The following is a 22,424-nucleotide window of genomic DNA, read 5'->3' as shown; positions in this document are numbered from 1 at the left end:
CTACGATGCTCCCTCCGATTCCGTGTCGGGGTCCTATATTGAGGTCTGTGGACCCGACCCCCGATGTTGTCTCGACCGGTCTGACGAGAGCGGAAGTGGCTGAGCGCGTCACCGGGGGCAAGACGAATGCGTTCGTCGCTGATACCAGCCGGAGCGCCTGGAGCATCGTCAGGGCGAACGTCTTCACCCTGTTCAACGGCATCGTCTTCGCCTGCTTCTTCGTGCTCTTCCTCGTCGGTCGATGGCAGGATGCGCTGTTCGGATTGGCGGCATTCGCGAACGCGATCATCGGGTGTGTACAGGAATTCCGTGCAAAGTCGGCGCTCGACCGTCTCGCCCTGATGAACGCGCCGCGTGCACTGGTGCTGCGAGAGGGCGCGGAAACCGAACTCGCGCCGACGGACGTGGTGCTGGACGACGTGCTCGTGCTGCGCGCGGGAGAGCAGGTGCCGGCCGATGCGCGCGTGCTGACGGCGCGGGGTCTGCAGATAGACGAATCGATGCTGACCGGTGAGTCCGATCCGGTCGAGAAGCAGCCGGGGGATGAGGCGCTCTCCGGTGCGGTGGTCGTCGCGGGCGAGGGCACGGCGACGGCGACCCGCGTGGGCGCCGACTCGTATGCGAATCGCTTCGCCGGCGAAGCGAAGCGCTTCTCGTTGGTGTCCAGCGAGCTGCGCTCATCGATCAACCGCGTTCTGAAGTGGGTGAGCTGGATCATCGGTCCTATTGGTCTGCTCGTCCTCAACGCTCAGATTATCGTGACGGGCGGATACGCCACCGTGTTCTCCAGCGGGGCCTGGGTGCAGGCGGTGGTGAACACGATCGCCTCCCTGACCGCCATGATCCCGCTCGGTCTGGTGCTGATGACGAGCATCGCGTTCGCGGTCGGGGCGTCGCGCCTGGCGCGCAGGCAGGTGCTCGTGAACGAGCTGCCGGCGGTCGAGGGTCTCGCTCGTGTCGACGTGGTGTGTCTCGACAAGACGGGCACGCTCACGGTCGGCGAGATCGGATTCGATGCGGCGCACCCGCTTGCCGCGCGGGGCGTTGAGCAGGGTGACACCGCCGCCGCCGCGTTGGCCTGGTACGCCGCGTCTCCCGACGCCAACGCGACCGCGAGATCGATGCAGCAGGCCTACCCGGTGGGGTCGCCGCTCACCGTCGACGGATACATCCCGTTCTCGTCCGTGCGGAAGTGGAGCGCGGTGTCCTTCGCCGATGCGGCGGGAACCTGGGTGATGGGGGCGCCCGAGATGGTGTTCGGAGACGCGGCGACCTCGACCGAGACCGAGCTGGGGCGCACCGTGACGACATTGGCCGAGACGGGCCGCCGCACGCTCGTCCTCGGATACGCGGAACAGAGTCTCTCTGAGGACGACATCGACACCGAGCGACTGCCGGACGGGGTGACCGCGATCATGGTCCTCACCTTCCGGGAACAGGTGCGCCCCGATGCCGCGCAGACTCTCGAGTACTTCGCGCGGCAGCAGGTGGGCATCCGGATCATCTCGGGCGACAACCCGCGCACAGTCGCCGCCATCGCGCGGGAAGTCGGGCTCGACGTGACCGAGGGGTTCGACGCGCGGCGACTTCCCGACGACGATGCCGAGCTCGCCGACGTCCTCGACCGGCACGCGGTGTTCGGGCGCGTGACCCCCGAGCAGAAGAAACGCATGGTCACCGCTCTGCAGAGCCACGGCCACACCGTGGCGATGACGGGAGATGGCGTCAACGATGCACTCGCGATCAAGGCCGCCGACATCGGCATCGCGATGAACTCCGGATCTCCGGCCACCAAAGCGGTCGCGCGTCTGGTGCTGCTCGACGGGCAGTTCTCGCACCTGCCCGACGTCGTGGCGGAGGGACGGCAGGTCATCGCGAACATCGAGCGCGTGTCGATGCTCTTCCTGAACAAGACGGTGTACGCGACGTTGCTCGCCCTGATCTTCGGTGTGTTCGTGCTCGAGTTCCCGTTCCTGCCGAGGCAGTTGTCCATCACCGACGGCCTCACGATCGGCATCCCCGCGTTCTTCCTCGCGTTGATGCCGAACGCTGCGAGATACGTGCCGGGCTTCCTTCGTCGGTCCCTGAGCTTCGCGATCCCCTCCGGGATCGTCGTCGCCCTCGGTCTGACCTGGTACACCTTCGTCGCGCGCGGGCTCGGCGCCCATGAGGAGCAGCTGCGCACGGGCGCGACCGTGATTCTCGCCGTGGTCGGCATCTGGGTGCTCGCCGTCCTGGCGCGCCCCCTCAACCGCTTCAAGGTGCTGGTCGTCGGTGCGATGTTCGTGCTGCTGATCGCCGTGTTCACCATCCCGCTCGCCCGGCAGTTCTTCGTGCTCGTCGATCCCGGTGAAGAACTCGCGGTCGCGCTCACCGGCATCACGATCGTGATGGTCGCGGCGATCGAGGTCGTCCGGCTGCTCCACCGCCGTCTCGTCCTCGCGAGGGAGGAAGGCCCGGCATCGGCGGCCACGCTGGACGCACCCGAGCCTCGAATCCATGCCCCGCGTGTGCTGGCCGCCGTCATCACGACGGCGGTGGCCGTGCTCGCCTACGTGTTCGGTGTGCTGGCCACCGGATTCGGCATCCTCGTCTTCCTCGGGCGCTACGACACCGAGAGCTCCAGGTCAGTGTTCTCGCTCACCGGTGCCGGCATCGCCCTGTTCGGACTCCTGGTGCTCGCGGTCGCGGCCGGGGTGCGTCGGGGGAGCGGGCTCTCGCGGTTGATGCTCACGATCTTCCTCGGGCTCGCGATCGCCCTCAGCGCGGTCGTGCTCGTGTTCGGGGACCGCTGGGACTGGGGCGCTGCCGTGACGGCCGCCGTGGCTGCTCTCATCATCGTGCTGCTGTGGACACCGCCCGTGGCGCACGGCTTCGGGCGCATTCTGGAGAGCTCGATGGGCCGGATCGCGCCCTGAGGCCTGTGGCTCGAGCGTTCAGCGCGCGGTGCGACGTCGCCCCGGCGTCGGGCGGTGTCCTCGCTTCGCGCGCGCATATGCGGCGGGGGTCGATCCGAACAGCTGCCGGAAGGCTTTGATGAACCCCGTGGCCGTCGCGTAGCCGCTGAGGTCGGACGCCTCCTGCACGGTGCACCCTTCGACGATGAGCCGCTCGGCCGCGTAGAGGCGGGCGCGTGTGCGCCACTGACCGAACGTCAACCCTGTCTCGTTCTGGAACGCGCGCTGCAGCGTCTTGGTGCTCACGCCGAGCTCCACGGCCCAGTCGTCGAGCTCGCGATGCCCGCCGGGGTCGGCGAGCAGTGCTTCCGCGATCACGCGGGCGCGGGGGTCCGTGGGTACGGCGAGAGTGTCGTAGCTCTCCTCGGTGTGCTCGAGGATGTGCAGCAGCAGGGCGAGGGAGGCATCCAGGCGCTCGGACCCGGCGGGAACCGTGCACAGGTTGCGGACGATCGCGCCGGCGACGGCGTCCACGGGCAGCGCGAGTGGGCGACTCCAGCGGGCCTGGGGGAGTCGCAGCTCCGGCGACAGGTAGAGGCTGAACATCTCGTCCGCGCCCGCCATCTGCATCTCGTGCTCCGCGAGCGCGGGCACCCAGGCGAACTGGTCTCCGTGCATGCGCCAGCTGGCGTCACCGACCCGGATCTGGGCGCCGCCGGGCACCCAGGCGAGCTGATCCGCGGTGTGGGTGTGCACCTCGAACTGTTGATCGGGAAGCACCTGCTCCCGGTGCGCGGCACATTTCTCCGATGTCGTTCCAGGCACAGGATTCCTTCTTCATGGGCGTATCCGCATCGCGGATCATCCTGAAGGGACGCAACCTCGACGATGTCGGACGATTCACGTCCTCTGAGGATGATAGCGAATTAGGTAAGGCTTCACTATGTTTGGCAGGCGTTCCCCTGACATTCCACCCGAGGAGTCCCATGTCCCGTCTGCACCGGCGTGCCCCACGAACCCTGATCGCTCTCGCGGCGCTCGTCGTGGCCGCCTCGTCGCTCGCCGCCTGCTCATCGTCGACCAGCACCGCCGAGGGGTCCACCTCGGGCGAGGCGTCCGGGGCGTACCCGGTCACCGTGGAGCACGTCTACGGTGAGACGACCATCGACGAGAAGCCCGAGCGGATCGTCACACTCGGCTGGTACTCGCAGGATGTCGTCGCGGCCCTCGGTGAGGTGCCGGTCGGGGTCGAGGACTTCACCTGGGGCAACGTCGACACGTACCTGCCCTGGTTCAAGGACGAGGTCGAAGAGCTCGGGGGCGAGCTGCCCGAGATCATCGAGTTCACGGACGCCGGCGAGTACGACTTCGAGCAGATCCTCGCCCTCGCGCCCGACGTGATCCTCGCGAACCACTCGGGCATCTCCGAGAACGACTACAAGCGCCTCACCGAGATCGCGCCGACCGTCGCCTTCGCGAAGTCGACGTGGGCGTCGGACCGGGACCAGCTCACCCTGACGATCGGTACGGTGCTCGACAAGGAGAAGGAGGCGCAGGAGCTCCTCGATCAGGCGGATGCCGCGATCGACGCGGCCGCCGCGGCGCACCCGGAGTTCGCGGGCATCGTCTTCTCGTACGGATGGTTCCTCGCCGAGGGAGAGACCTCGATGGGGCTCTACCTGCCGCGCGACCCGCGGGTGCCGTTGCTTGAGCAGCTGGGGTTCACGTACTCGCCCGATGTGGCGGCACTTGAATCCACCACCAAGGAGTTCTACGCCGACGTGAGTCTGGAGAAGCTCGGCGCGATCGAGTCGCAGTTCCACATCGGCTGGGCCAACACGCCGGAGGACGTGGCCCATACGGTGGAGGACCCGCTGGTGTCGCGGTGGGCTCCGATCGCCGACGGTTCGTACTACTTCTTCGAGGACCAGCGCCTCGGCTGGGCGACCACTGCACCCAGCGTGCTGAGCATCCCGTCGACCATCGACGACCTCGCCGACGCGCTGGCCGGCGCGGTTCCCGCGAACTGATCGGTGTCGTCCCCGTCGAGCCGCACCGCGGAGAGTCGCCCTGCGATGATCCGCGGTGCGGTGCCACGTCTGGGCGGATTGGTGCTCGCGCTGATCGCCCTGCTTCTCGTCGTGCTGCTGAGTCTGATGGTCGGCGCGCGCGCATTGCCGCCGTCGACCGTGATCGCCGCCCTCGTCGACTTCGACGGGTCGGATGCACAGGCGATCGTCCGGGACTCCCGGCTTCCGCGGACGATCGTGGGGCTCGTAGTCGGACCGGCTCTCGGCGTCTGCGGAGCGCTCATCCAGGCGTTCACCCGCAACCCCCTCGCCGACCCCGGCATCCTCGGGGTGAACGCGGGAGCGACGTTCGCGGTGACGATGGGTGTGGGGCTCCTCGGCGTGCGTGCTCCGAACGCCTACGTATGGTTCGCGCTGGGCGGGGCCCTCACGGTGACGCTCATCGTCTACCTGATCGGCGCGGCCGGACGTGGCGGCCCTTCGCCCGGGCGAATGACCCTCGCCGGCGTTGCGATCGGCGCTGTGTTGAGCGGCGTGACCTCGATCGTGATGCTCAAGAACATGGAGGTGTTCAGCACCCTGCGACTGTGGGGGCTGGGCAGCCTCGGCGGGCGGGACGAAACCGCCGTCGCCCTCATCGCTCCGTTCATCGCCGTCGGCCTCGTCGTCGCCTTCCTCGTGGCGCGCCCGCTCAACGCGATCGCGCTCGGCGACGACCTCGGCAGAACGCTCGGGGCGGGGCTGGTGCGGACGCGGGTCGTGTCGATCGTCGCGGTGACCGTCCTCGCCGGCGGTGCGACGGCACTCGCCGGACCGATCGCGTTCATCGGCCTGATGGTGCCGCACGCGGTGAGATGGTTCACCGGGCCGGATCAGCGATGGATCATCGCGTACTCGGCGATCGTGGCACCGAGCATGCTCCTGCTCTCCGACGTGATCGGCCGCGTGGTGTTGCCCTCGGGTGAACTCCAGGTGAGCATCGTCACGGCCGTCATCGGGGCGCCTGTGCTGATCGCGCTCGCACGCCGCAAGAAGGTGAGCGGACTGTGATGGCTTCCGCAATCGACGCGCCGCGGATGCTCTCGCTGCGCGTGGGAGACGTGCTCTGGCGCCTCGAACTGCGTGCGCTCGTCATCCGGCTGCTGCTCATCGCGTTGCTGATCGCGCTCAGCGTCGCGACCCTCATGGTCGGCACGTTCCAACTGGATTTCTCCCAGGCGCTGTCGGCCCTGATCGGGGACGCTGAAGGCAACATCCGCAAGCTCGTCATCGAATGGCGTCTGCCCCGCCTGCTGTTCGCCGTGCTCGGTGGCGTCGCGCTCGGAGTCAGCGGAGCCATCTTCCAGTCCCTCACCCGGAACCCGCTGGGAAGTCCCGACGTCATCGGCTTCGACGCCGGCTCATACACGGGGGCACTGGTCATGATGCTGCTGCTCGGCAGCACCTCGTATGTGCTCATCGCCACGGGTGCCGTCGTCGGGGGCGTGCTCACCGCGCTGCTCGTCTACCTGCTGGCGTACCGTGGCGGCATCCAGGGCTTCCGGTTCATCATCGTGGGGATCGGCGTGTCCGCGTTCCTCGTCGGCATCAACAGCTACCTGCTCATAAGCACCGGAACCCAGCAGGCGCGGGCGGCGGTCGCCTGGGGATTCGGGTCCTTCTCCGCGCTCGGCTACGAACAGCTGCTGCCGTTCACGGTGGTCCTCGTGGTGATCCTCCCGCTCGTCGCCCTCGCCCGCCGGGGTTTCGCGCAGCTGGAACTCGGCGACGATGCCGCGAAAGCGCTGGGGGTGCGCGTCGAGCGGCAGCGGCTCGCGATGACGGTGCTGGGCGTTGCGCTCACCGCGGTCGTCACCGCCGCGGCAGGGCCGATCGCGTTCGTCGCCTTGGTCGCGCCCCAGGTCGCCCGTCGTCTGGTGCGCTCCCAGGGGCTCGACCTGACGAGTGCGGCCATCGTCGGCGCGGTGCTGCTTCTGGCGGCAGACTTCATCGGCCAGCGCATCAACATCACCGTCGGTCTCGTGACCGTCGTCCTCGGCGGAGGATACTTCGCCTGGTTGCTCATCAGGGAAGGATTCCGTCGATGACAGAGGTACAGTCTCCTCGCCTGCGGGCAGACGGGGTCAAGATCGGCTACGACCGGCGGATCATCTCCACCGACCTCTCGGTGTCGATCCCCGACGGGTCCTTCACAGTGATCGTCGGTCCGAACGCCTGCGGAAAGTCCACCCTGTTGCGCACGCTGTCGCGGCTGCTGACGCCGGAATCCGGTCGCGTGCTCCTCGACGGCAAGGCCATCCAGAGCTATCGAGCGAAGGAGGTCGCGCGTCGGGTGGGGTTGCTCCCGCAGAGCTCGCTCGCGCCCGATGGAATCCGCGTCGCCGACCTCGTGGGGCGAGGACGCTATCCGCACCAGACCCTCATGCGCCCTTGGACGGATGCGGATACCGAGGCGGTCGACGCGGCGATGGCGGCGACGGGAGTCACGGAGCTCGCCGGCCGTCTCGTCGACGAACTGTCGGGCGGCCAGCGCCAGCGTGTGTGGGTGGCGATGGTGCTGGCGCAGCAGACGCCGCTGCTGCTGCTGGACGAACCGACGACATTCCTCGACATCGCCCACCAGATCGAGCTGCTCGAGCTGTTCACAGACCTGCACGATGCCGGCGGCACCCTCGTCGCGGTGCTGCATGACCTGAACCACGCGGCACGCTATGCGACGCACCTGATCGCGATGAAGGACGGCTCGGTCATCGCCGAGGGGCGCCCCGCCGACATCGTCACGGCAGAACTCGTCGAGGAGGTGTTCGGACTCGCGTGCGTCGTCGTGCCGGATCCGATCACCGGCAAGCCCAGCGTCGTGCCTATCGGCCGGGACCGCTCAGCGCGGCGGGGCTGAAGCGCTCAGCCGGTCCACTCGATGAGGATCAGCCCCTGCCGGGTATCGGCGAACCGCACCCAGCCGTCGCCGAACAGGTAGGTCATCCCGTACCCGTCCTCGTCCGTGCCCATCGCATAGCGCGGGTCTTCGGTGTAATAGACGCCGTCGGGGCCGTCCTCGCGCTTCCAGCCCTCGGCGAGGAGCCCGGACTGAGCCTGCGCGGCGGCGTCTTCGGCGACCGGCGCCCAGCCGTACAGCTGACCGTGATCGGATGCGACGTTGTAGTCGGCCCAGAAGCACAGCATGCCCTCGGTCAAGTCGACGCCGCCGACGATGAAGTCCTTCGGTTGCGCGGTCCACCCGGCATCGGTGAGCGCCTTCACGGTCCCGGCGGAGATCATCGACTCGCACGTGAGGGACGCCGCGGTCGGCTCCGGCGCGGGAGAGGCGGCGGGGGCAGCGGTCGCCGTCGGCGTCGGATCGGCCGCTTCCGGACTCGGGGAGGAGCGCGGTTCCGACGGCGCACCGCAGGCCGTGAGGGCCGCGACGAGCAGCACGACACCCGCTGTGGTCGACATGATGCGGGAGTTCATCGCTGGCCTCGTGCTTCGGTTCAGTCCTGCAGGAGCGTCAGGAAATCAGGGTGGAGGACGCCGTTGGTTGCGAGTGTCGAGAGATCGGAGATCGTCTCGGCCCCGTCGATCGCGGTCATCCTGCCGCCGGCCTCGCGCACGATCGGCACCGCCGCCGCGATGTCGTACTCCTTGACGTCGAACTCCGCGACCATGTCGATGCGTCCCTCGGCGAGGAGCATGTACGCGTAGACGTCCCCATACGCGCGATCGCGCCACACCCGCGAGGCGACCTTGTGCAGCGCGTCGATGCGGCCCGCACCCGCCCACTGGGCGATGCTCTGGAAGCTCACGCTGGCGTCGTCCAACGACGACACGGAGGAGACCTTGAGGGAACGGGGGCCGTCGTCGGTCGCGGTCCACGCGCCGAGACCTGTCGCGGCCCACCAACGCCGTCCAAGTGCCGGCATGCTGACCACGCCGATCTGGGGAACGCCCTCGATCGCCAACGCGATCATGGTTCCCCACAGCGGGACTCCGCGGAGGAAGTTCGCCGTCCCGTCGATCGGGTCGATGATCCACTGACGGTGGCTGCTGCCCTGGGCACCGAACTCCTCGCCGAAGATGCCGTCGTCGGGACGCTCGGCCTCGAGGACGCTCCGGATCGCACGTTCGGTGGCGAGGTCGGCGTCGGTCACGTGGGAGTTGTCGGCCTTGGTCGAGATCTCGAGGTCGGCCGCATCGAAGCGCGGCAGCGACTGGGCGTCGGCGGCGTCGGCGAGGCGCAGTGCGAGGTCGAGGTCGGCGCGCAGGTCATCGGCGGGGGAGGAGGCGGTCACGCTCTTCAGGATAGTCGGCGCGACGGCGGCTCCAGAGGGACGGACGGCCACGTTTCCTCGCCCTCCGTCGACCGGCCACGCCCGGGGTGGCGTCGATTTCGCATGGGGCCGGTCGGCTGGTAATGTAATTCCTCGGTCGGGGTTATCCCGGGCCACGCACCTCTAGCTCAATCGGCAGAGCAACTGACTCTTAATCAGTGGGTTCAGGGTTCAAGTCCCTGGGGGTGCACGGAATAGCCTCGGAAACTCTCGCCAGTTTCCGGGGCTTTTTCATTGTGCGTCGAGTGCTCCGCCGTCGTGCGACAGTGCGCACCGGCAGATCGGGTGCGCCGAAGTCCGCCGTCCGGAACGCCGTATATCGGTCGTCGCGTAATCAGAAGGTCTCATCGTCGTCTCTCACGTGGGGACATATCGCCTCGCCTCCGTCAGATGCTGTGCTGTTCGACTGCGCAGTCGCGGGGTGAGGCTTCGACAAGAGACTGGGGAACACCTTGTTCAGAAGAGACGGGCGCGCGCTCGCGCGCCGGAAGAGCACGACGATCATGGCGGCGGCGGTAGCGGTGCTCACCGCCGGCGTGACGCTGGCGGGAGCCGGAGCCGCGAGTGCCGCGGAGTACGACTATCCCGCAGCGGTCGATCCGTCGTCGATCGTCGTCACGGCGACCGGCAGCAGCGGCGCGGTATCGCAGTGGGACCAGGTGCGTGTCGACGCGCAGTGGTCGGTACCCGACGGTGCGGTGGGTGGACAGACCTTCGGGTTCACGCTCCCGCAGGAGTTCGCCCGTGCGGGTATGTCGTTCTCGGTGCCGTCCGCAGAAGACCCGAGCCAGACGATCGCCGAATGCACGGTGAGCACGGACGCGGCACCCGTCGTGACCTGTACGCTCACGGACTACGTGAACGGACGCACCGGCGTGACCGGATCGCTGTGGTTCATGGCCAGCGCAGACGAGCAGACCACCGTGAGCACCGTCGAGTTCGTCGTCGACGGGAAGATCACGCGCGTCGAGGTTCCGGGCGGTGGGATCGGACCCGCCGCGCCGCTACCGACCGAGCCGCAGAAGTGGTCCTGGCAGACGGACGACGGGCGGATCGCCTGGCAGCTCACACTTCCCGGCGCGCGGTTCTCCGGGGCGACGTCAATCGTGGTCGACGACGCCCTGACCGGTCCGGGTGCCGGGCTCGCCGAACACCACAACACGGACGGACAGCTCGTCGCGTGGAGCACGGACCTGGACGGAAACGACTACCGGACCGCCGCCGGCGCGATCGGAGCCTGGAATGCCGGCGGGACGGCGTTCCATCTCGAGATCCCCGGGCCGGTCGACGCCGATCGTGTGTACTTCGTCAAGTACTTCACGATTCCGAGCTCGCAGGCCGAAGGGGCGACCTTCGCCAACGTCGCCGACGTCAACGGCGTCACGCTCAACGACCGCGAGGTGTGGCACGTGACTGGCGGAGGCGACGGCGACGGCACGGCATCGGGCGCTTTCACCGTGACCAAAGCCGTCACCGGCACCGGTGCTTCCACCGTGCCGACCGACGCGACGTACACGGTTCACTACAGCTACGGCGACCCGGAGGTCGTGCGCACGATCGAGGTCGCTGCGGGCGTCGCCACGCCCGCCATCACCCTGCCTGTGGGAACCGTCGTCACGCTGGAGGAGGTGACGCCGCCCGCGATCGACGGCATCGAATGGGGCGCCCCGGTCTTCTCGGGTGCCGGCATCGCGGCTCTCGACGACGGTAGCGCGCGGTTCACGGTCAGCGCAGGGGCGACTGCCGCCGTCACGCTCACCAACACCGCGACGACGAAGCCTCCGGTGGTGCCGCCGACGACGCCTGCGACGCCATCGAACCCGACCGTGCCCCCGACGGAGCTGCCACTGACCGGCGATTCGTCGCTGGCGATCACGGGCGGAGATGTGCCGATCGGTGCGCTCTGGGCAGGCGGCGCCGCCATCTTGCTCGGCGTCTCGCTCACTGTTCTGGGAGCGGTGCGTGCTCGCGCGCGCCTGAGGCAGGACTGATCCACGTGGCGGGGCCGGCAGGGGCGCTTCGCCCCTGCCGGCCCGCTGCGGTCAGGCTACGGCGACGACCGTGCCGTCGGTGATCTGAAGTAACTGCGCGAAGGTCAGGGGCATGACGGTGTGCGGATGGCCGGCCGCGGCCCAGAGTTCATCGTGGTCCTGCAGCGCCCCATCGATGAACGTACGCAGCCGCGACGGGTGACCCACCGGGGCAACACCGCCGATCGCCTGGCCCGTGGCGGAGCGGACGACCGCTGCCGGGGCCATCACGACCTCGGTAACGCCGATGCTCGCGGTCAGCACGGTCAGGTCGACCCGGTGCCCACCGCTGGTCATCACCAGGACGGGCTCCTCGTCAGCGAGGAACACCAGGCTGTTCGCGATCGCAGCCACATCGCAGCCGATCGCGGCGGCTGCTTCTGCTGCCGTGCGCGCGGAGTCGGGAAGAACGCGGATCGTGGTGTCGACGCCGGCCTCGACGAGGTGCTCCTGCACGAGTCGGCTGCGCTCGGGGAGAGAGGTGGTTTCGCTCATCGCACCACGATATCCAGTCGAGGAAGCGGCGGCAGGCCGGTCGTCGGTGACCGGTCCACCGCCGCGTCTGGGGGGTCAGGCCGCGTCGCCCACGAGGATCGCCGCCGCATCCTCTGCGGCAGCATCAGCCGGCTCGTCGTCGATGTGTGCGAGCACACGGCGGCCGAGGAACACGGTCAGGGCGGCGATCAACACGGCGGTGGCGGCGAACAGGTACGGCACGGTGGCGTTGAACGCGTGCCACAGCAGTGCGGCGATCGGGGGAGCCATCGCACCGCCGAGGAAGCGCACAGCGGAGTACGCCGAGGAAGCCACCGAACGCGGCAGATCCGTCGCCTCCATCACGGCTTCGGTGAGCACGGTGTTCATCACGCCCAGCAGCAGGCCGCCGATCACGATGCAGACGACCAGGGCCGTCGCACTGCCGACGAGCAGCCCCGCGGCGATGAGGTCGAGCGCCAGCAGCGGAAGCACGATGAGGATGATGCGCGTGCGCGGCATGCGGCGCATCAGGACGGGCGCGACCCAGACGCTGGTGACGGCGAGGGCCACACCCCAGCCGAAGAACGTGAAGCCGATGCCCATCGCCCCGAAGCCGAGCGGGAACGGCGAGAAAGCCAAGAGCACGAAGAAGCCGATGTTGTAGAACAGTGCCGCGATCGCGAGGATCGCCAGGGCGGGGCGTCGCAGCGCCGTGAACGGTGCGGAGAAACGGACCGGAGTGCGCTTCTCGCCCGGGCCGCGCAGGAGCACGAGCACGGCGAGGAACGCGATGGCCATCAGCACGACCACGCCGAAGAACGGTCCGCGCCAGCTCTGTTCGCCAAGGATCCCGCCGAGCAGCGGTCCGACGGCGATGCCGAGTCCGAGTGCGGCCTCATAGAGCACGATCGCGGCGCTGCTGCCGCCGGACGCCGCACCGACGATCGTGGCGAGCGCGGTCGAGATGAAGAGCGCGTTGCCGAGTCCCCATCCGGCGCGGAAGCCGATGACCGCGTCGACACTGCCGCTGACCGCGCACAGGAGGGCGAAGACGACGATCAGCGCGAGCCCGATGAGAAGCGTGGCCTTTGCGCCGATGCGGCTGGAGATCCAGCTGGTCACGAGCATCGCGAGACCGGTGACGAGGAGATAGCTGGTGAACAGAAGTTCGGTCTCGACCGGCGATGCCTGCAGCGACTCCGCGATCGCGGGGAGGATCGGGTCGACGAGACCGATGCCCATGAAGGCGACGACGCAGGCGAAGGCGACGGCCCAGACCTGAGCGGGCTGCTTCCACACCGAGGGGGTGGGGGCGGGGGTGTTCACCGAGATTCTCCTGTTCGTTCGGCGGCGGTGCGCGCGGCGAGGATCTCCGCCGCGCGGGTGAGCGCGGACCAGTCGTCGGCGTTCAGATCGGTGAATCGTGGCGCGATGGTGTCGCGGAACTCGGCTCGCCACGCAGCGAGCGCGGCTGATCCCTCCGGCGTGATGCCGACGACGATCGCGCGGGAGTCGTCCGGATCGGGGGAGCGGAGCACGAGCTTCTCGCGTTCGAGCCCTCCGATCAGACGCGTCATCCCGGGCTGCGTCGTGCGTGCCGACGATGCGAGCTCGCCCACGCGCTGCGGGCCCGCCTGGTCGAGGAGACTCAGAACGCGCCACTGTGCGGCGGGCGCGTCGTTTCCGGCATCCTGGGCGGCGATCCGCCCGAGCGCATAGCCCGACAGCACGAGTGACGGGATGACGTCCGAACGATTCATACCACTGAGTATATATCAGTTGGTATGCATTGTGCTGCGGCGTGGGTGTCTACCGGCGTGCGCTCGCGATCCGGGCGGACAGCTGATGGGCGTGCGCGAGGAGGATGCGGCCGAGTTCGGCACGACGATCCGGGCCGAAGCGGAACTCCACCCCGGTGAGGCTCAGCGCCCACTCCGGACGCCCCGATCGGTCGAAGACCGCCGCGCCGAGCCCCCAGCTGCCCTCGACGATCAGCCCGGGGTTGACCGCATACCCGCGCTCCTTCGTCTCCGCGAGGCGGGTGCGGAGGAGACGCTCGCCGTGCACCCGTCCCCAGGAGTTCTCCAGCTCCGGATGGCGCTCCAGATACGCATCCACATCGTGGTCAGGAAGGAAGGCGAGGATGGCGAGACCCGCGCTGGCGACGCCCAGCGGAAAGCGCACGCCCTCGCTCAGCACGAAGGATCGGATCGGGAACGACCCCTCCTCGCGGAGCAGGCAGACCGTCTCGTCCGCGCGGCGCACCGAGAAGAACGCGCTCTCCTCGGTCTTCACGGCCAGTGAGCGCACGATGTCGCGGGCCAGAGCGGTCACGTCGTAGCGCGCCGCAGCCACGGATCCCATGAGGAACAGCTCAGGGCCGGGCAGCCATCGCGTGCTCTCGCCCTCGCGATCGACGAGCCCCTCGACCTTGAGGGCGCTGAGGAGCCGGTGCGCCGTCGACCGCGAGAGATCCGCCGCGCGGGCGAGGTCCTGAAGTGTCGCGCCCTCTGCCCCCGAGGCTGTCACCAACCGCAGCAGGCGGGCCGCGCGGGCGATCGCCTGTGCGCCGGGCACCTGGGATGACGATTCCATATGATGGACGCTAGTCGCGCTTTCGACCACATCGCAAGATCCGGGTTCCGCCTGCGGCCCCCGCAGGCGGATGCTGGGAAGAGCACAGAACCGAAGGAGCCGATGTGATCGACAAGCAGTGGGAGTCGCCGGAAGCGGCGATCTCCGACATCGAGGACGGAGCCTCCCTCGCCGTCGGCGGCTTCGGATTGTCCGGCAACCCGATCGCCTTGATCGAAGCGCTGCTGGCGCAGGGCACGAAAGACCTCAGCGTCGTCAGCAACAACTGCGGAGTGGACGACTGGGGACTCGGCATCCTGCTCGCCGCGCAGCGCATCCGCAAGATGACCTCGTCGTACGTGGGGGAGAACAAGGAGTTCGAGCGTCAGTTCCTGAGCGGAGAGCTCGAGCTCGAACTGACCCCGCAGGGAACCCTCGCCGAGAAGCTCCGTGCCGGCGGCTCCGGCATCGCCGCCTTCTTCACGCAGACGGGCGTCGGCACACAGGTCGCCGAGGGCGGGCTGCCGCGCCGCTACCGGCCGGACGGATCGATCGCTGTCGCGTCTCCTGCGAAGGACGTGCGCACCTTCGACGTGCGTGGAGAGCCGAGGGAGTTCGTGCTCGAAGAGGCCATCACCACCGACTTCGCGCTCGTGCACGCGGCACGGGGAGACCGTCACGGCAACCTCGTGTTCAACAAGGCCGCGCGCAACTTCAACCCGCTCGCGGCCATGGCGGGACGCATCTGCATCGCCCAGGTCGAGCAGCTCGTGGAACCGGGTGAGCTCGACCCCGACAGCATCCACCTCCCCGGTGTCTTCGTGCACCGGATCGTCGAGGTCGGCACCGACATCCCGAAGCGCATCGAGCGGCGCACGGTCGCCGCGGAAGGAGCCTGAGATGGCACTCACCCGTGAGCAGATGGCCGCGCGAGCCGCCGCCGAGCTGCAGGATGGCGCCTACGTGAACCTGGGCATCGGTCTGCCCACACTCGTGCCCAACCACGTGTCGCGCGACGTCACCGTCGTGCTGCAGTCCGAGAACGGCATCCTGGGCGTGGGGCCCTATCCGACCGAGGCCGCGGTCGATCCCGACCTGATCAATGCGGGCAAGGAGACCGTCACGACGCTGCCCGGAGCGTCGTTCTTCGACTCCGCGACGAGCTTCGGGATGATCCGCGGTGGCAAGATCGACGCGGCGATCCTCGGCGCGATGCAGGTCTCGGCGACGGGCGACCTGGCGAACTGGATGATCCCGGGCAAGATGGTCAAGGGGCCGGGCGGGGCCATGGATCTCGTCCACGGCGCCGCACGGGTCATCGTGCTCATGGAGCATGTGGCGAAGGACGGATCGGCGAAGATCGTCGATACCTGCTCGCTCCCGCTGACCGGTCGCGGAGTGGTCGACCGGATCATCACCGACCTCGCCGTGATCGACGTCACGGCGGACGGGCTCGTCCTCGTCGAGACCGCGCCGGGGGTCACCGTCGACGAGGTCATCGCATCGACTGAACCACCCCTCACCATCTCCACCGCTCTCCTCGCCGAAAGGAACCAGGCCCATGACTGAGAACGACATCGTCATCGTCGCCGCAGCCCGCACCCCGCAGGGACGGTTGAAGGGACAGCTCGCCGCCTTCACAGCACCCCAGCTCGGCTCGTTCGCGATCCGCGGTGCGCTGGAACAGGCATCCATCGATCCGACGGATGTCGACGCCGTCATCGTCGGTCAGGTGCTCGCCGCCGGATCGGGGCAGAACGCTGCACGCCAGGCAGCCATCGGGGCCGGCATCGGCTGGGACGTGCCCGCCCACTCGGTCAACAAGGTGTGCCTCTCGGGGCTGACCGCGATCATCGACGCCGCGCGCATGATCCGCACCGGCGACGCCGAGGTCGTCGTCGCCGCGGGGATGGAGTCCATGACCCGAGCTCCGCACATGCTGATGGGCTCGCGCGACGGCTGGACGTACGGGAGCGTCGAGGTGCTCGATCACATGGCGTACGACGGGCTCACTGACGCATACGACCGGGAGAGCATGGGCGCCTCGACCGAGCGGCACAACGCGCGGTACGAACTCACCAGGGAGGCTCAGGATCGGGTCGCCGCACTGTCGCACCGGCGCGCCGCAGCCGCGCAGGAGGCCGGCGTGTTCGATGCCGAGATCGTCACCGTCGAGGTGCCGCAGCGCCGGGGCGAGCCGCTGCGGGTGACGAAGGACGAGGGCGTACGGCCGGAGACGACGGTCGAGACCCTGGCCGGACTTCGCGCCGCCTTCGCCGAGGGCGGCTCCATCACGGCGGGGAACTCGTCGCAGATCTCGGATGGCGCGTCGGCCGTGGTCGTGACCGCGCGGCGCACGGCGGAAGCCAAGGGCTGGCCCGTGCTCGTCACGGTCGGTGCGAGCGGTCAGACCGCGGGACCCGACAACTCGCTGCAGGCGCAGCCGGCGCGGGCGATCGAGCGGGCGTGCGAGAAGCAGGGCATCACCCCGGGCGACCTCGACCTCGTGGAGATCAACGAGGCCTTCGGGGCGGTCGTGGCCCGCTCGCAGGTCGAACTCGGACTGGAGGACGGCATCGTGAACATCCACGGCGGCGGCATCGCGATCGGTCACCCGATCGGGGCATCGGGGAACCGGCTCGTCGTGCACGTGGCGCACGAGCTCGTCCGCCGCGGAGGCGGCACGGCAGCAGTCGGCCTGTGCGGAGGCGGTGGTCAGGGCGAGGCGCTCATCCTCACTCGATGACCCTGCGGACGGGAGCCGCGGCTGTCAGGAGCGCTTGTCCTTGGCGTTGACCTGCGTGTCGGCGAGGGCCTTCTGCGAGCGGAACTGCAGTCGCTGCGCCTTCTTGGCCTTCTTGACGGACTGCGGCGAGTCGGCATCGACGAGCACCCCGCGGCGTTCGCGGTTCATGTCGATCACGGCGCCCACGGCGAGAGCCATCGTGATGCCCCAGCTCACCCAGGACAGCACGGCGCGCCAGGTGATCGGCTGCTCACGGGTGCCACGCAGCAGGGAGACACCTGCGGAGATCGCTGCGACAAGTCCGGTGCTGAAGAGGTAGCGCATTCCCTTACGCTACCGCCCCGTGCCCCATGCGGCACCGAGCCTTGACAAGCCCTCCGCGATCAGGGCAGGGGAGTACGTCGTGAAGGACAGGCGGAGGGTGCGGTCGTCGGGCACGCCGGAGAAGAACGACACCCCGGGCACGTACGCGACGTCGAGCTCGAGCGCACGTGTGAGCATCCCCGTGGCATCCATCCCCTCGGGGAGCCGCGCCCACACGAACATGCCGCCGTCCGGTCGGTTCCAGGTGCTCCCGGCAGGAAGTGCGGAGGGGAGCGCCTCGAGCATCGCATCCCGGCGGGCGGCATAGGCGGCGCGGATGCGGTCGAGGGCCGGCTCGCTTCGACCCGAGACGAGGTAGTGCGCGGCGGCGGCCTGATCGATCGTCGAGGTGTGCAGGTCGGCGGCCTGCTTCGCGATCGTCACGGAGGGGCGGATGTCGGCGGTCGTGCGGATCCAGCCGATCCGGAGTCCCGGGGCGATCACCTTCGAGAAGCTGCCGAGGCTGAGGACGTGTCCGGGAGCGAACGCGGCCAGCGACGGCAGGGCCTCGCCGGAATAGCGGAGCTGTCGATAGGGCTCGTCCTCGATGATGCGGAATCCTCGACGTTGGGCGATCGCGGCGATGTCGCGGCGCGCGTCGAGTCCGTGAGTGCGCCCGGTCGGGTTCTGGAACGTCGGCACGGTGTAGAAGAAGCGGGGGGAGTGCTCGGCGGCGAGCTGCTCCAGGGCCTCGAGGTCGAGAACGTCACCGGCATACGGGACGCCGATGACGCGCGCTCCGGCCAGGGCGAACGTCTGCAGCGCCGCGAGGTAGCAGGGCTCCTCGACGAGGACCGTGTCCCCGGGATCGATCAGCGCGGTCGCGAGGAGTCCGAGCCCCTGCTGCGAACCCGTGGTGATGATGACCTCGGATGCCGTGGTCGGCAGTCCGTCGGCGGTGTAGCGTCGGGCGACCTCGTCGCGGAGAGCACGGTCGCCCTCGGACATCGAGTACTGCAGCGCGGCGGCGGAGTCGAGCGCGGCATCGAACGCGGCGCGGATGCCCGCCACGTCGAAGAGCTCTGGTGCAGGCAGGCCGCCGGCGAAGGAGATCACCTCGGGGCGCGCGGTGAGGGCGAGCAGGTCGCGCACCGGCGACGTCCTGGCGCTTCCGACGCGACGGGAGCGGTCGGGAAGAGCGGCGAGCGGTGCGGAGGTCTGCGGGGCGGTCGACAACGGTTCTCTCCTTGAAGACGGGCAGCGAGACGGGTGCCGCCAGACTAGTGCCGCGCAGGGAGACGCATTCTCCCTGCCATCGCACCGTTCGGGCCGCTATCATGGGGGCGTCGCGGTTCGTCCGCGGCCGCACACCGTGTATCTACCGGCCATCGGCTCCCCGATGGACAGCGGCGGCACCCGACATCGCGTCATCGACGCGCGAGAGCCATGACACACGCACCATCACACCCGGCGGAGACTGCACTCCGCGATTCCAGCCTCTTCCGCATCGCCGGATTCCCGTACTTCCTCATCGCCTTCATCGCGCGGCTGCCGTTCGCCATGATGGTCGTCGGCGTCCTGACCGTGGTGGTCTCGGCCCGGGGGTCGCTGTCGCTCGGAGGCCTGACCTCCGCTGCCGTCGGGCTCGGCACGGCCTGCTTCGGCCCGCTGCTGGGCGCCGCCGCCGACCGCTTCGGTCAGCGCGTCGTCCTCCTCGTGCTCGCTCTCGCGAACGGCGCGATGCTGCTGCTGTTCACTGTCGTCGTGTACGGCACGGCCGCCGACGGGTTCGTCCTGCTCGCAGCTGTCGGGATCGGTGCGACCGCCCCGCAGGTCGCCCCGCTGTCGCGCTCCCGGCTCGTCACGATCATCACCGACCGGATGCCGGTGGAGCGACGCACCAAGACCGTGTCCGGCACCATGGCGTACGAATCGGCCGCGGATGAGACGGTGTTCGTCTTCGGGCCGTTCATCGTCGGCATCCTCGCCTCCGCGATCGCCCCCTGGGCGCCGCTCGTGGGGGCCGCCGCGCTGACCGTCGTGTTCGTCGGCGCGTTCGCCCTGCACCCGAGCGGTCGTCACGTGTCGCAGGACCGCGGAGCCGATGGCAAGGCGCCCTCCTCCGTCTCCGAGCTGTTCCGTCCGCAGCTGCTCATCGTGGTGCTCGGCATCCTCGGCGTCGGCATCTTCTTCGGCACCATGCTCACCTCGCTCACGTCGTTCATGGCCGATCTCGGTGCGCCCGAGCAGGCCGGACTCCTGTACGGGGTCATGGGCGTCGGCTCGGCCGTGCTCGCCCTGGGCGTCGCCTGGTTGCCGCCCGCTTTCTCGATGCGTGCGCGCTGGCTCGTGTTCTCGGGGATCCTGCTCGCCGGAACGCTGCTGCTGGGCTTCGTCGACACGCCCGCCACGATGATGGTGGCGCTCGCGATCATGGGGATCGGGATCGGCCCGACCCTGGTCACGCAGTACAGCTTCGGTGCGGCGCGCAGTCCGCGCGGACGGTCGGCGACCGTCATGACGATGCTGGGTTCCTGCGTCATCGTCGGGCAGTCGCTCGGGGCAGCAGTGACCGGAGAGATCGCGGAGAGCGTCGGCACGTCGGCCGCCCTCCTGCTGCCGATGATCGCCGCCGCCATCGCCTTCGCGGCCGGTGTCGCGAACTGGTTCCTGAGCGCCGAGCATCGCCGCGGGGTTCCCGTCAAGGCCTGACGACGGATCCACGCGATCGCGGGTTCCTCGATAGCCTGGAGAAAACCCCCGGGAGGAGCCCTCGTGGCCGCAGCAGAGTTCGTCGTCGTCGCCAACCGTCTGCCTGTCGACAGGGTGGAAGGCCCCGACGGCGAGGAGATCTGGCGCACGTCACCCGGCGGGCTGGTCGCCGCCCTCGAGCCGATGATGCGGAACGTGCACGGCGCCTGGGTGGGGTGGCCCGGCCAGGCCGATGTCGAGCTGGAGCCGTTCGACGCCGACGGCATCCACCTGATCCCGGTTCCGCTCAGCGCCGAAGAGGTCGCCGAGTACTACGAGGGCTTCGCGAACGACACGATCTGGCCGCTGTACCACGACGTGATCGCCCCGCCCCAGTACCACCGGGAGTGGTGGGACGCCTACGTGACCGTGAACCGTCGCTTCGCAGAGGCCGCTGCTGCCGCGGCTGCTCCCGACGGCACCGTGTGGGTGCACGACTACCAGCTGCAGCTCGTTCCGCAGATGGTGCGCGAATTACGCCCCGACGTCACCATCGGCTACTTCCACCACATCCCCTTCCCGGCGCACGGCCTGTACGCACAGCTGCCCTGGCGGGACCAGGTGCTGCGCGGGCTGCTGGGTGCCGACGTGATCGGCTTCCAGCGCGCCCAGGACGCCACCTACTTCCTCACCGCTGTGCGTCGTCGGCTGCGCTACGACGTCAAGGGACCGAACGTCGCGGTGCCCGAAGGAGACGGCGTGCGCACCGCGATGGCCCGCGCGTTCCCGATCTCGATCGACACCGAGCCGTACCTGGAGCTCGCCGCTCGGGAGGACGTGCGCGCTCGCGCTGCCGAGATCCGCGCCAGCCTGGGAAACCCGAAACGGATCCTCCTCGGGGTCGACCGGCTCGACTACACCAAGGGCATCCGCCACCGGATCAAGGCCTACGGCGAGCTGCTCGCCGAGGGGCGGCTCAACGTCGAGGACGTCACCCTGGTCCAGGTGGCGAGCCCCAGTCGGGAGCGCGTCGACGCGTATGTGCACCTGCGCGACGAGATCGAGCTCGCGGTCAGCCGCATCAACGGCGACACCGACACGATGGGCCACTCCGCGATCCGCTACCTGCATCAGGGATTCCCGCGCGAGGAGATGGTCGCGCTCTACCTCGCGGCCGACGTGATGCTCGTGACCGCGCTCCGCGACGGGATGAACCTGGTCGCCAAGGAGTATGTCGCCACCCGCGTCGACGATCGCGGCGTGCTGGTGCTGAGCGAGTTCACCGGCGCGGCGGATGAGCTCCGGCAGGCGGTGCGCGTGAACCCGCACGACATCGAGGGGCTCAAGGACGCGATCATGACCGCGGTCGAGATGCCGCCGGCCGAACAGGGGCGCCGGATGAGGTCGCTCCGTCGCCGGGTGCTGGACAACGACGTGAACGCCTGGTCGTCGTCGTTCCTCGCCGCGCTCTCCGAGGTGCGTGGCCGCTGACATCCGCCGCGGCCGCGATACTGGGAGCGACCCCCTCTGATTGGAGTACCTGTGACGCGCCCCTGGACCCCCGGAACCGCTGACGCCGACCTGAGCGCCCTCGCCGCCACACCGCGGCTCGTGGTGGCCCTCGACTTCGACGGGACGGCTTCGCCGCTGGTCGCCGATCCGATGGCCGCGCGGGCGCTGCCCGAGGTCGCCGTGCAGGTGGAGCGGCTCGCCGGCCTGCCCGACACGGTCGTCGCGTACGTCTCGGGGCGCAGCATGCACGACCTGCGGGTGATCACGGAGCACACCGACGAGTCCCCGATCGCGCTGGCCGGCTCTCACGGCGCGCAGTACTGGTTCCCCGGCGAGGGCGATGCCGACGCGACCGGCGAGGCTACCGAGGAAGGGGCGCGGGAAGCGCTCTGGGCCGCCGCCCGGCCGATCATCGAGCGCTACGAGGGTGCCGAGTTCGAGCCGAAGACGTTCGGGATGGGCGTGCACACGCGGCGCGCCGACCGCGAGACCGAGGAGCGCGTGTTCGCCGAGATCGATGCGCTCGTCGCCGAGCGCTTCCCGCACTGGCGGCGACGCTCCGGGCATCGCGTGCTCGAGTTCTCCTCGCGCACGGAGGGCAAGGATGCGGCGATGGCGGCGCTGCGGGAGCGCTTCGATGCGACCGGCATCCTGTTCGCGGGCGACGACGTCACCGACGAGGACGCGATGCGCGTGCTGCAGCCGGGCGACCTCGGTGTGCGCGTCGGCCCGGGGGAGAGCGCCGCGACCCTGCGTGTGGACTCTCCACAACAGATCGCCGCGCTTCTGGAGGCGCTCGCGGACGAACGGGCCTCCGCGCAGGAATAGACTCTCGT

The 22,424-nt window shown here is 69.2% G+C and carries 21 protein-coding genes and 1 tRNA gene; 13 read left to right on the top strand and 9 right to left on the bottom strand.

Annotation, left to right across the window (positions count from 1 at the left end):
* The first annotated feature begins 5 nt into the window (after positions 1-5).
* Positions 6-2,918, top strand: a complete 2,913-nt coding sequence (locus WFM69_RS07920) for an HAD-IC family P-type ATPase (RefSeq protein WP_337003384.1) — start codon at positions 6-8, stop codon at positions 2,916-2,918.
* 18 nt (positions 2,919-2,936) lie between these two features.
* Here the strand turns inward: WFM69_RS07920 and WFM69_RS07915 are convergent, their stop codons facing one another.
* On the bottom strand, positions 2,937-3,722 hold the full coding sequence (locus WFM69_RS07915; RefSeq protein ID WP_337003382.1) for an AraC family transcriptional regulator: 786 nt from the start codon (positions 3,720-3,722) through the stop codon (positions 2,937-2,939).
* Positions 3,723-3,883: 161 nt separating this feature from the next.
* Here WFM69_RS07915 and WFM69_RS07910 point away from each other — a divergent pair, with 161 nt between their 5' ends.
* The 4 genes from WFM69_RS07910 to WFM69_RS07895 are packed head-to-tail and all read left to right on the top strand — an operon-like array spanning position 3,884 to position 7,823.
* Positions 3,884-4,927, top strand: coding sequence for an ABC transporter substrate-binding protein (locus WFM69_RS07910; RefSeq protein ID WP_337003380.1), 1,044 nt, complete (start codon positions 3,884-3,886; stop codon positions 4,925-4,927).
* 45 nt (positions 4,928-4,972) lie between these two features.
* Positions 4,973-5,977 (top strand): iron chelate uptake ABC transporter family permease subunit, encoded by a 1,005-nt coding sequence (locus tag WFM69_RS07905; RefSeq protein ID WP_337003378.1) that lies wholly within the window; start codon positions 4,973-4,975, stop codon positions 5,975-5,977.
* Positions 5,977-7,014 (top strand): FecCD family ABC transporter permease, encoded by a 1,038-nt coding sequence (locus tag WFM69_RS07900; protein ID WP_337003375.1) that lies wholly within the window; start codon positions 5,977-5,979, stop codon positions 7,012-7,014. The genes WFM69_RS07905 and WFM69_RS07900 overlap by 1 nt, the downstream gene beginning before the upstream one ends.
* Positions 7,011-7,823 carry an ABC transporter ATP-binding protein gene (locus tag WFM69_RS07895; RefSeq protein ID WP_337003373.1) on the top strand — a complete coding sequence of 271 codons (813 nt, stop codon included), beginning with the start codon at positions 7,011-7,013 and terminating at the stop codon, positions 7,821-7,823. The genes WFM69_RS07900 and WFM69_RS07895 overlap by 4 nt, the downstream gene beginning before the upstream one ends.
* 5 nt (positions 7,824-7,828) lie before the next feature.
* Here the strand turns inward: WFM69_RS07895 and WFM69_RS07890 are convergent, their stop codons facing one another.
* Both WFM69_RS07890 and WFM69_RS07885 read right to left on the bottom strand, forming a co-directional pair.
* A complete protein-coding gene (locus tag WFM69_RS07890) occupies positions 7,829-8,398 on the bottom strand; it encodes a hypothetical protein (protein WP_337003371.1) in 570 nt (189 codons plus the stop codon).
* A gap of 20 nt (positions 8,399-8,418) precedes the next feature.
* Positions 8,419-9,216: an inositol monophosphatase family protein gene (locus tag WFM69_RS07885; protein WP_337003369.1), complete on the bottom strand. Its 798-nt coding sequence runs from the start codon at positions 9,214-9,216 to the stop codon at positions 8,419-8,421.
* A 156-nt stretch (positions 9,217-9,372) separates the two neighbouring features.
* Between WFM69_RS07885 and WFM69_RS07880 the strand changes: the two genes are divergently transcribed.
* Positions 9,373-9,445: transfer RNA gene (locus WFM69_RS07880), tRNA-Lys, on the top strand.
* Between the two features lie 262 nt (positions 9,446-9,707).
* On the top strand, positions 9,708-11,246 hold the full coding sequence (locus tag WFM69_RS07875; RefSeq protein WP_337003367.1) for an Ig-like domain-containing protein: 1,539 nt from the start codon (positions 9,708-9,710) through the stop codon (positions 11,244-11,246).
* A 51-nt stretch (positions 11,247-11,297) separates the two neighbouring features.
* Here WFM69_RS07875 and WFM69_RS07870 read toward each other — a convergent pair whose 3' ends face one another.
* The 4 genes from WFM69_RS07870 to WFM69_RS07855 form a co-directional block, all read right to left on the bottom strand.
* Positions 11,298-11,780: a YbaK/EbsC family protein gene (locus tag WFM69_RS07870; protein WP_337003365.1), complete on the bottom strand. Its 483-nt coding sequence runs from the start codon at positions 11,778-11,780 to the stop codon at positions 11,298-11,300.
* 75 nt (positions 11,781-11,855) lie between these two features.
* Entirely contained in the window at positions 11,856-13,094 is a 1,239-nt protein-coding gene (locus WFM69_RS07865; RefSeq protein ID WP_442928471.1) for an MFS transporter, read from the bottom strand.
* Positions 13,085-13,522 carry a MarR family winged helix-turn-helix transcriptional regulator gene (locus WFM69_RS07860; RefSeq protein ID WP_337003361.1) on the bottom strand — a complete coding sequence of 146 codons (438 nt, stop codon included), beginning with the start codon at positions 13,520-13,522 and terminating at the stop codon, positions 13,085-13,087. The genes WFM69_RS07865 and WFM69_RS07860 overlap by 10 nt, the downstream gene beginning before the upstream one ends.
* Positions 13,523-13,571: 49 nt before the next feature.
* The gene (locus tag WFM69_RS07855; protein WP_337003359.1) at positions 13,572-14,357 is read right to left on the bottom strand and encodes an IclR family transcriptional regulator; all 786 of its coding nucleotides are present in this window, start codon (positions 14,355-14,357) and stop codon (positions 13,572-13,574) included.
* Between the two features lie 104 nt (positions 14,358-14,461).
* Here WFM69_RS07855 and WFM69_RS07850 point away from each other — a divergent pair, with 104 nt between their 5' ends.
* From WFM69_RS07850 to WFM69_RS07840, 3 genes are read left to right on the top strand one after another with little or no spacing between them, the layout of a single operon-like run.
* A complete protein-coding gene (locus WFM69_RS07850; protein ID WP_337003357.1) occupies positions 14,462-15,235 on the top strand; it encodes a CoA transferase subunit A in 774 nt (257 codons plus the stop codon).
* 1 nt (position 15,236) lies between these two features.
* The gene (locus WFM69_RS07845) at positions 15,237-15,905 is read left to right on the top strand and encodes a CoA transferase subunit B (protein WP_337003355.1); all 669 of its coding nucleotides are present in this window, start codon (positions 15,237-15,239) and stop codon (positions 15,903-15,905) included.
* Positions 15,898-17,082 carry an acetyl-CoA C-acetyltransferase gene (locus WFM69_RS07840; protein ID WP_337003353.1) on the top strand — a complete coding sequence of 395 codons (1,185 nt, stop codon included), beginning with the start codon at positions 15,898-15,900 and terminating at the stop codon, positions 17,080-17,082. The genes WFM69_RS07845 and WFM69_RS07840 overlap by 8 nt, the downstream gene beginning before the upstream one ends.
* Positions 17,083-17,106: 24 nt before the next feature.
* On the opposite strand, the gene WFM69_RS07835 is transcribed toward WFM69_RS07840, so the two are convergent.
* Together WFM69_RS07835 and WFM69_RS07830 are read right to left on the bottom strand one after the other, a co-directional pair.
* Complete coding sequence (locus WFM69_RS07835; RefSeq protein WP_337003351.1) at positions 17,107-17,406, bottom strand: hypothetical protein; 300 nt, start codon at positions 17,404-17,406, stop codon at positions 17,107-17,109.
* A 9-nt stretch (positions 17,407-17,415) separates the two neighbouring features.
* A complete protein-coding gene (locus WFM69_RS07830; protein ID WP_337003349.1) occupies positions 17,416-18,621 on the bottom strand; it encodes an aminotransferase-like domain-containing protein in 1,206 nt (401 codons plus the stop codon).
* Between the two features lie 210 nt (positions 18,622-18,831).
* Between WFM69_RS07830 and WFM69_RS07825 the strand changes: the two genes are divergently transcribed.
* The 3 genes from WFM69_RS07825 to otsB all read left to right on the top strand — a co-directional run bounded on the left by WFM69_RS07825 (position 18,832) and on the right by otsB (position 22,416).
* On the top strand, positions 18,832-20,097 hold the full coding sequence (locus WFM69_RS07825; RefSeq protein ID WP_337003346.1) for an MFS transporter: 1,266 nt from the start codon (positions 18,832-18,834) through the stop codon (positions 20,095-20,097).
* A 63-nt stretch (positions 20,098-20,160) separates the two neighbouring features.
* Positions 20,161-21,567, top strand: a complete 1,407-nt coding sequence (locus WFM69_RS07820; protein WP_337003344.1) for an alpha,alpha-trehalose-phosphate synthase (UDP-forming) — start codon at positions 20,161-20,163, stop codon at positions 21,565-21,567.
* A 51-nt stretch (positions 21,568-21,618) separates the two neighbouring features.
* Positions 21,619-22,416 (top strand): trehalose-phosphatase, encoded by a 798-nt coding sequence (gene otsB, locus WFM69_RS07815; protein ID WP_337003342.1) that lies wholly within the window; start codon positions 21,619-21,621, stop codon positions 22,414-22,416.
* The last annotated feature ends 8 nt before the right edge of the window (positions 22,417-22,424 follow it).

This window comes from Microbacterium sp. LB12 (assembly GCF_037150835.1).
Lineage (GTDB): Bacteria > Actinomycetota > Actinomycetes > Actinomycetales > Microbacteriaceae > Microbacterium.
The sequence above is the reverse complement of the archived record's forward strand: the minus strand, read 5'-3'. Positions and strand labels throughout refer to the sequence as shown.

Bases quoted from the DNA above. Each gene is read 5' to 3' on its own strand.
- WFM69_RS07845 (WP_337003355.1), top strand. From the start codon at position 15,237: ATGGCACTCACCCGTGAGCAGATGGCCGCGCGAGCCGCCGCCGAGCTG.
- WFM69_RS07905 (WP_337003378.1), top strand. From the start codon at position 4,973: ATGATCCGCGGTGCGGTGCCACGTCTGGGCGGATTGGTGCTCGCGCTG.
- WFM69_RS07900 (WP_337003375.1), top strand. From the start codon at position 5,977: ATGGCTTCCGCAATCGACGCGCCGCGGATGCTCTCGCTGCGCGTGGGA.
- WFM69_RS07920 (WP_337003384.1), top strand. From the start codon at position 6: ATGCTCCCTCCGATTCCGTGTCGGGGTCCTATATTGAGGTCTGTGGAC.
- WFM69_RS07840 (WP_337003353.1), top strand. From the start codon at position 15,898: ATGACTGAGAACGACATCGTCATCGTCGCCGCAGCCCGCACCCCGCAG.
- WFM69_RS07855 (WP_337003359.1), bottom strand. From the start codon at position 14,357: ATGGAATCGTCATCCCAGGTGCCCGGCGCACAGGCGATCGCCCGCGCG.
- WFM69_RS07910 (WP_337003380.1), top strand. From the start codon at position 3,884: ATGTCCCGTCTGCACCGGCGTGCCCCACGAACCCTGATCGCTCTCGCG.
- WFM69_RS07890 (WP_337003371.1), bottom strand. From the start codon at position 8,398: ATGAACTCCCGCATCATGTCGACCACAGCGGGTGTCGTGCTGCTCGTC.
- WFM69_RS07870 (WP_337003365.1), bottom strand. From the start codon at position 11,780: ATGAGCGAAACCACCTCTCTCCCCGAGCGCAGCCGACTCGTGCAGGAG.
- WFM69_RS07860 (WP_337003361.1), bottom strand. From the start codon at position 13,522: ATGAATCGTTCGGACGTCATCCCGTCACTCGTGCTGTCGGGCTATGCG.
- WFM69_RS07825 (WP_337003346.1), top strand. From the start codon at position 18,832: ATGACACACGCACCATCACACCCGGCGGAGACTGCACTCCGCGATTCC.
- WFM69_RS07895 (WP_337003373.1), top strand. From the start codon at position 7,011: ATGACAGAGGTACAGTCTCCTCGCCTGCGGGCAGACGGGGTCAAGATC.
- WFM69_RS07835 (WP_337003351.1), bottom strand. From the start codon at position 17,406: ATGCGCTACCTCTTCAGCACCGGACTTGTCGCAGCGATCTCCGCAGGT.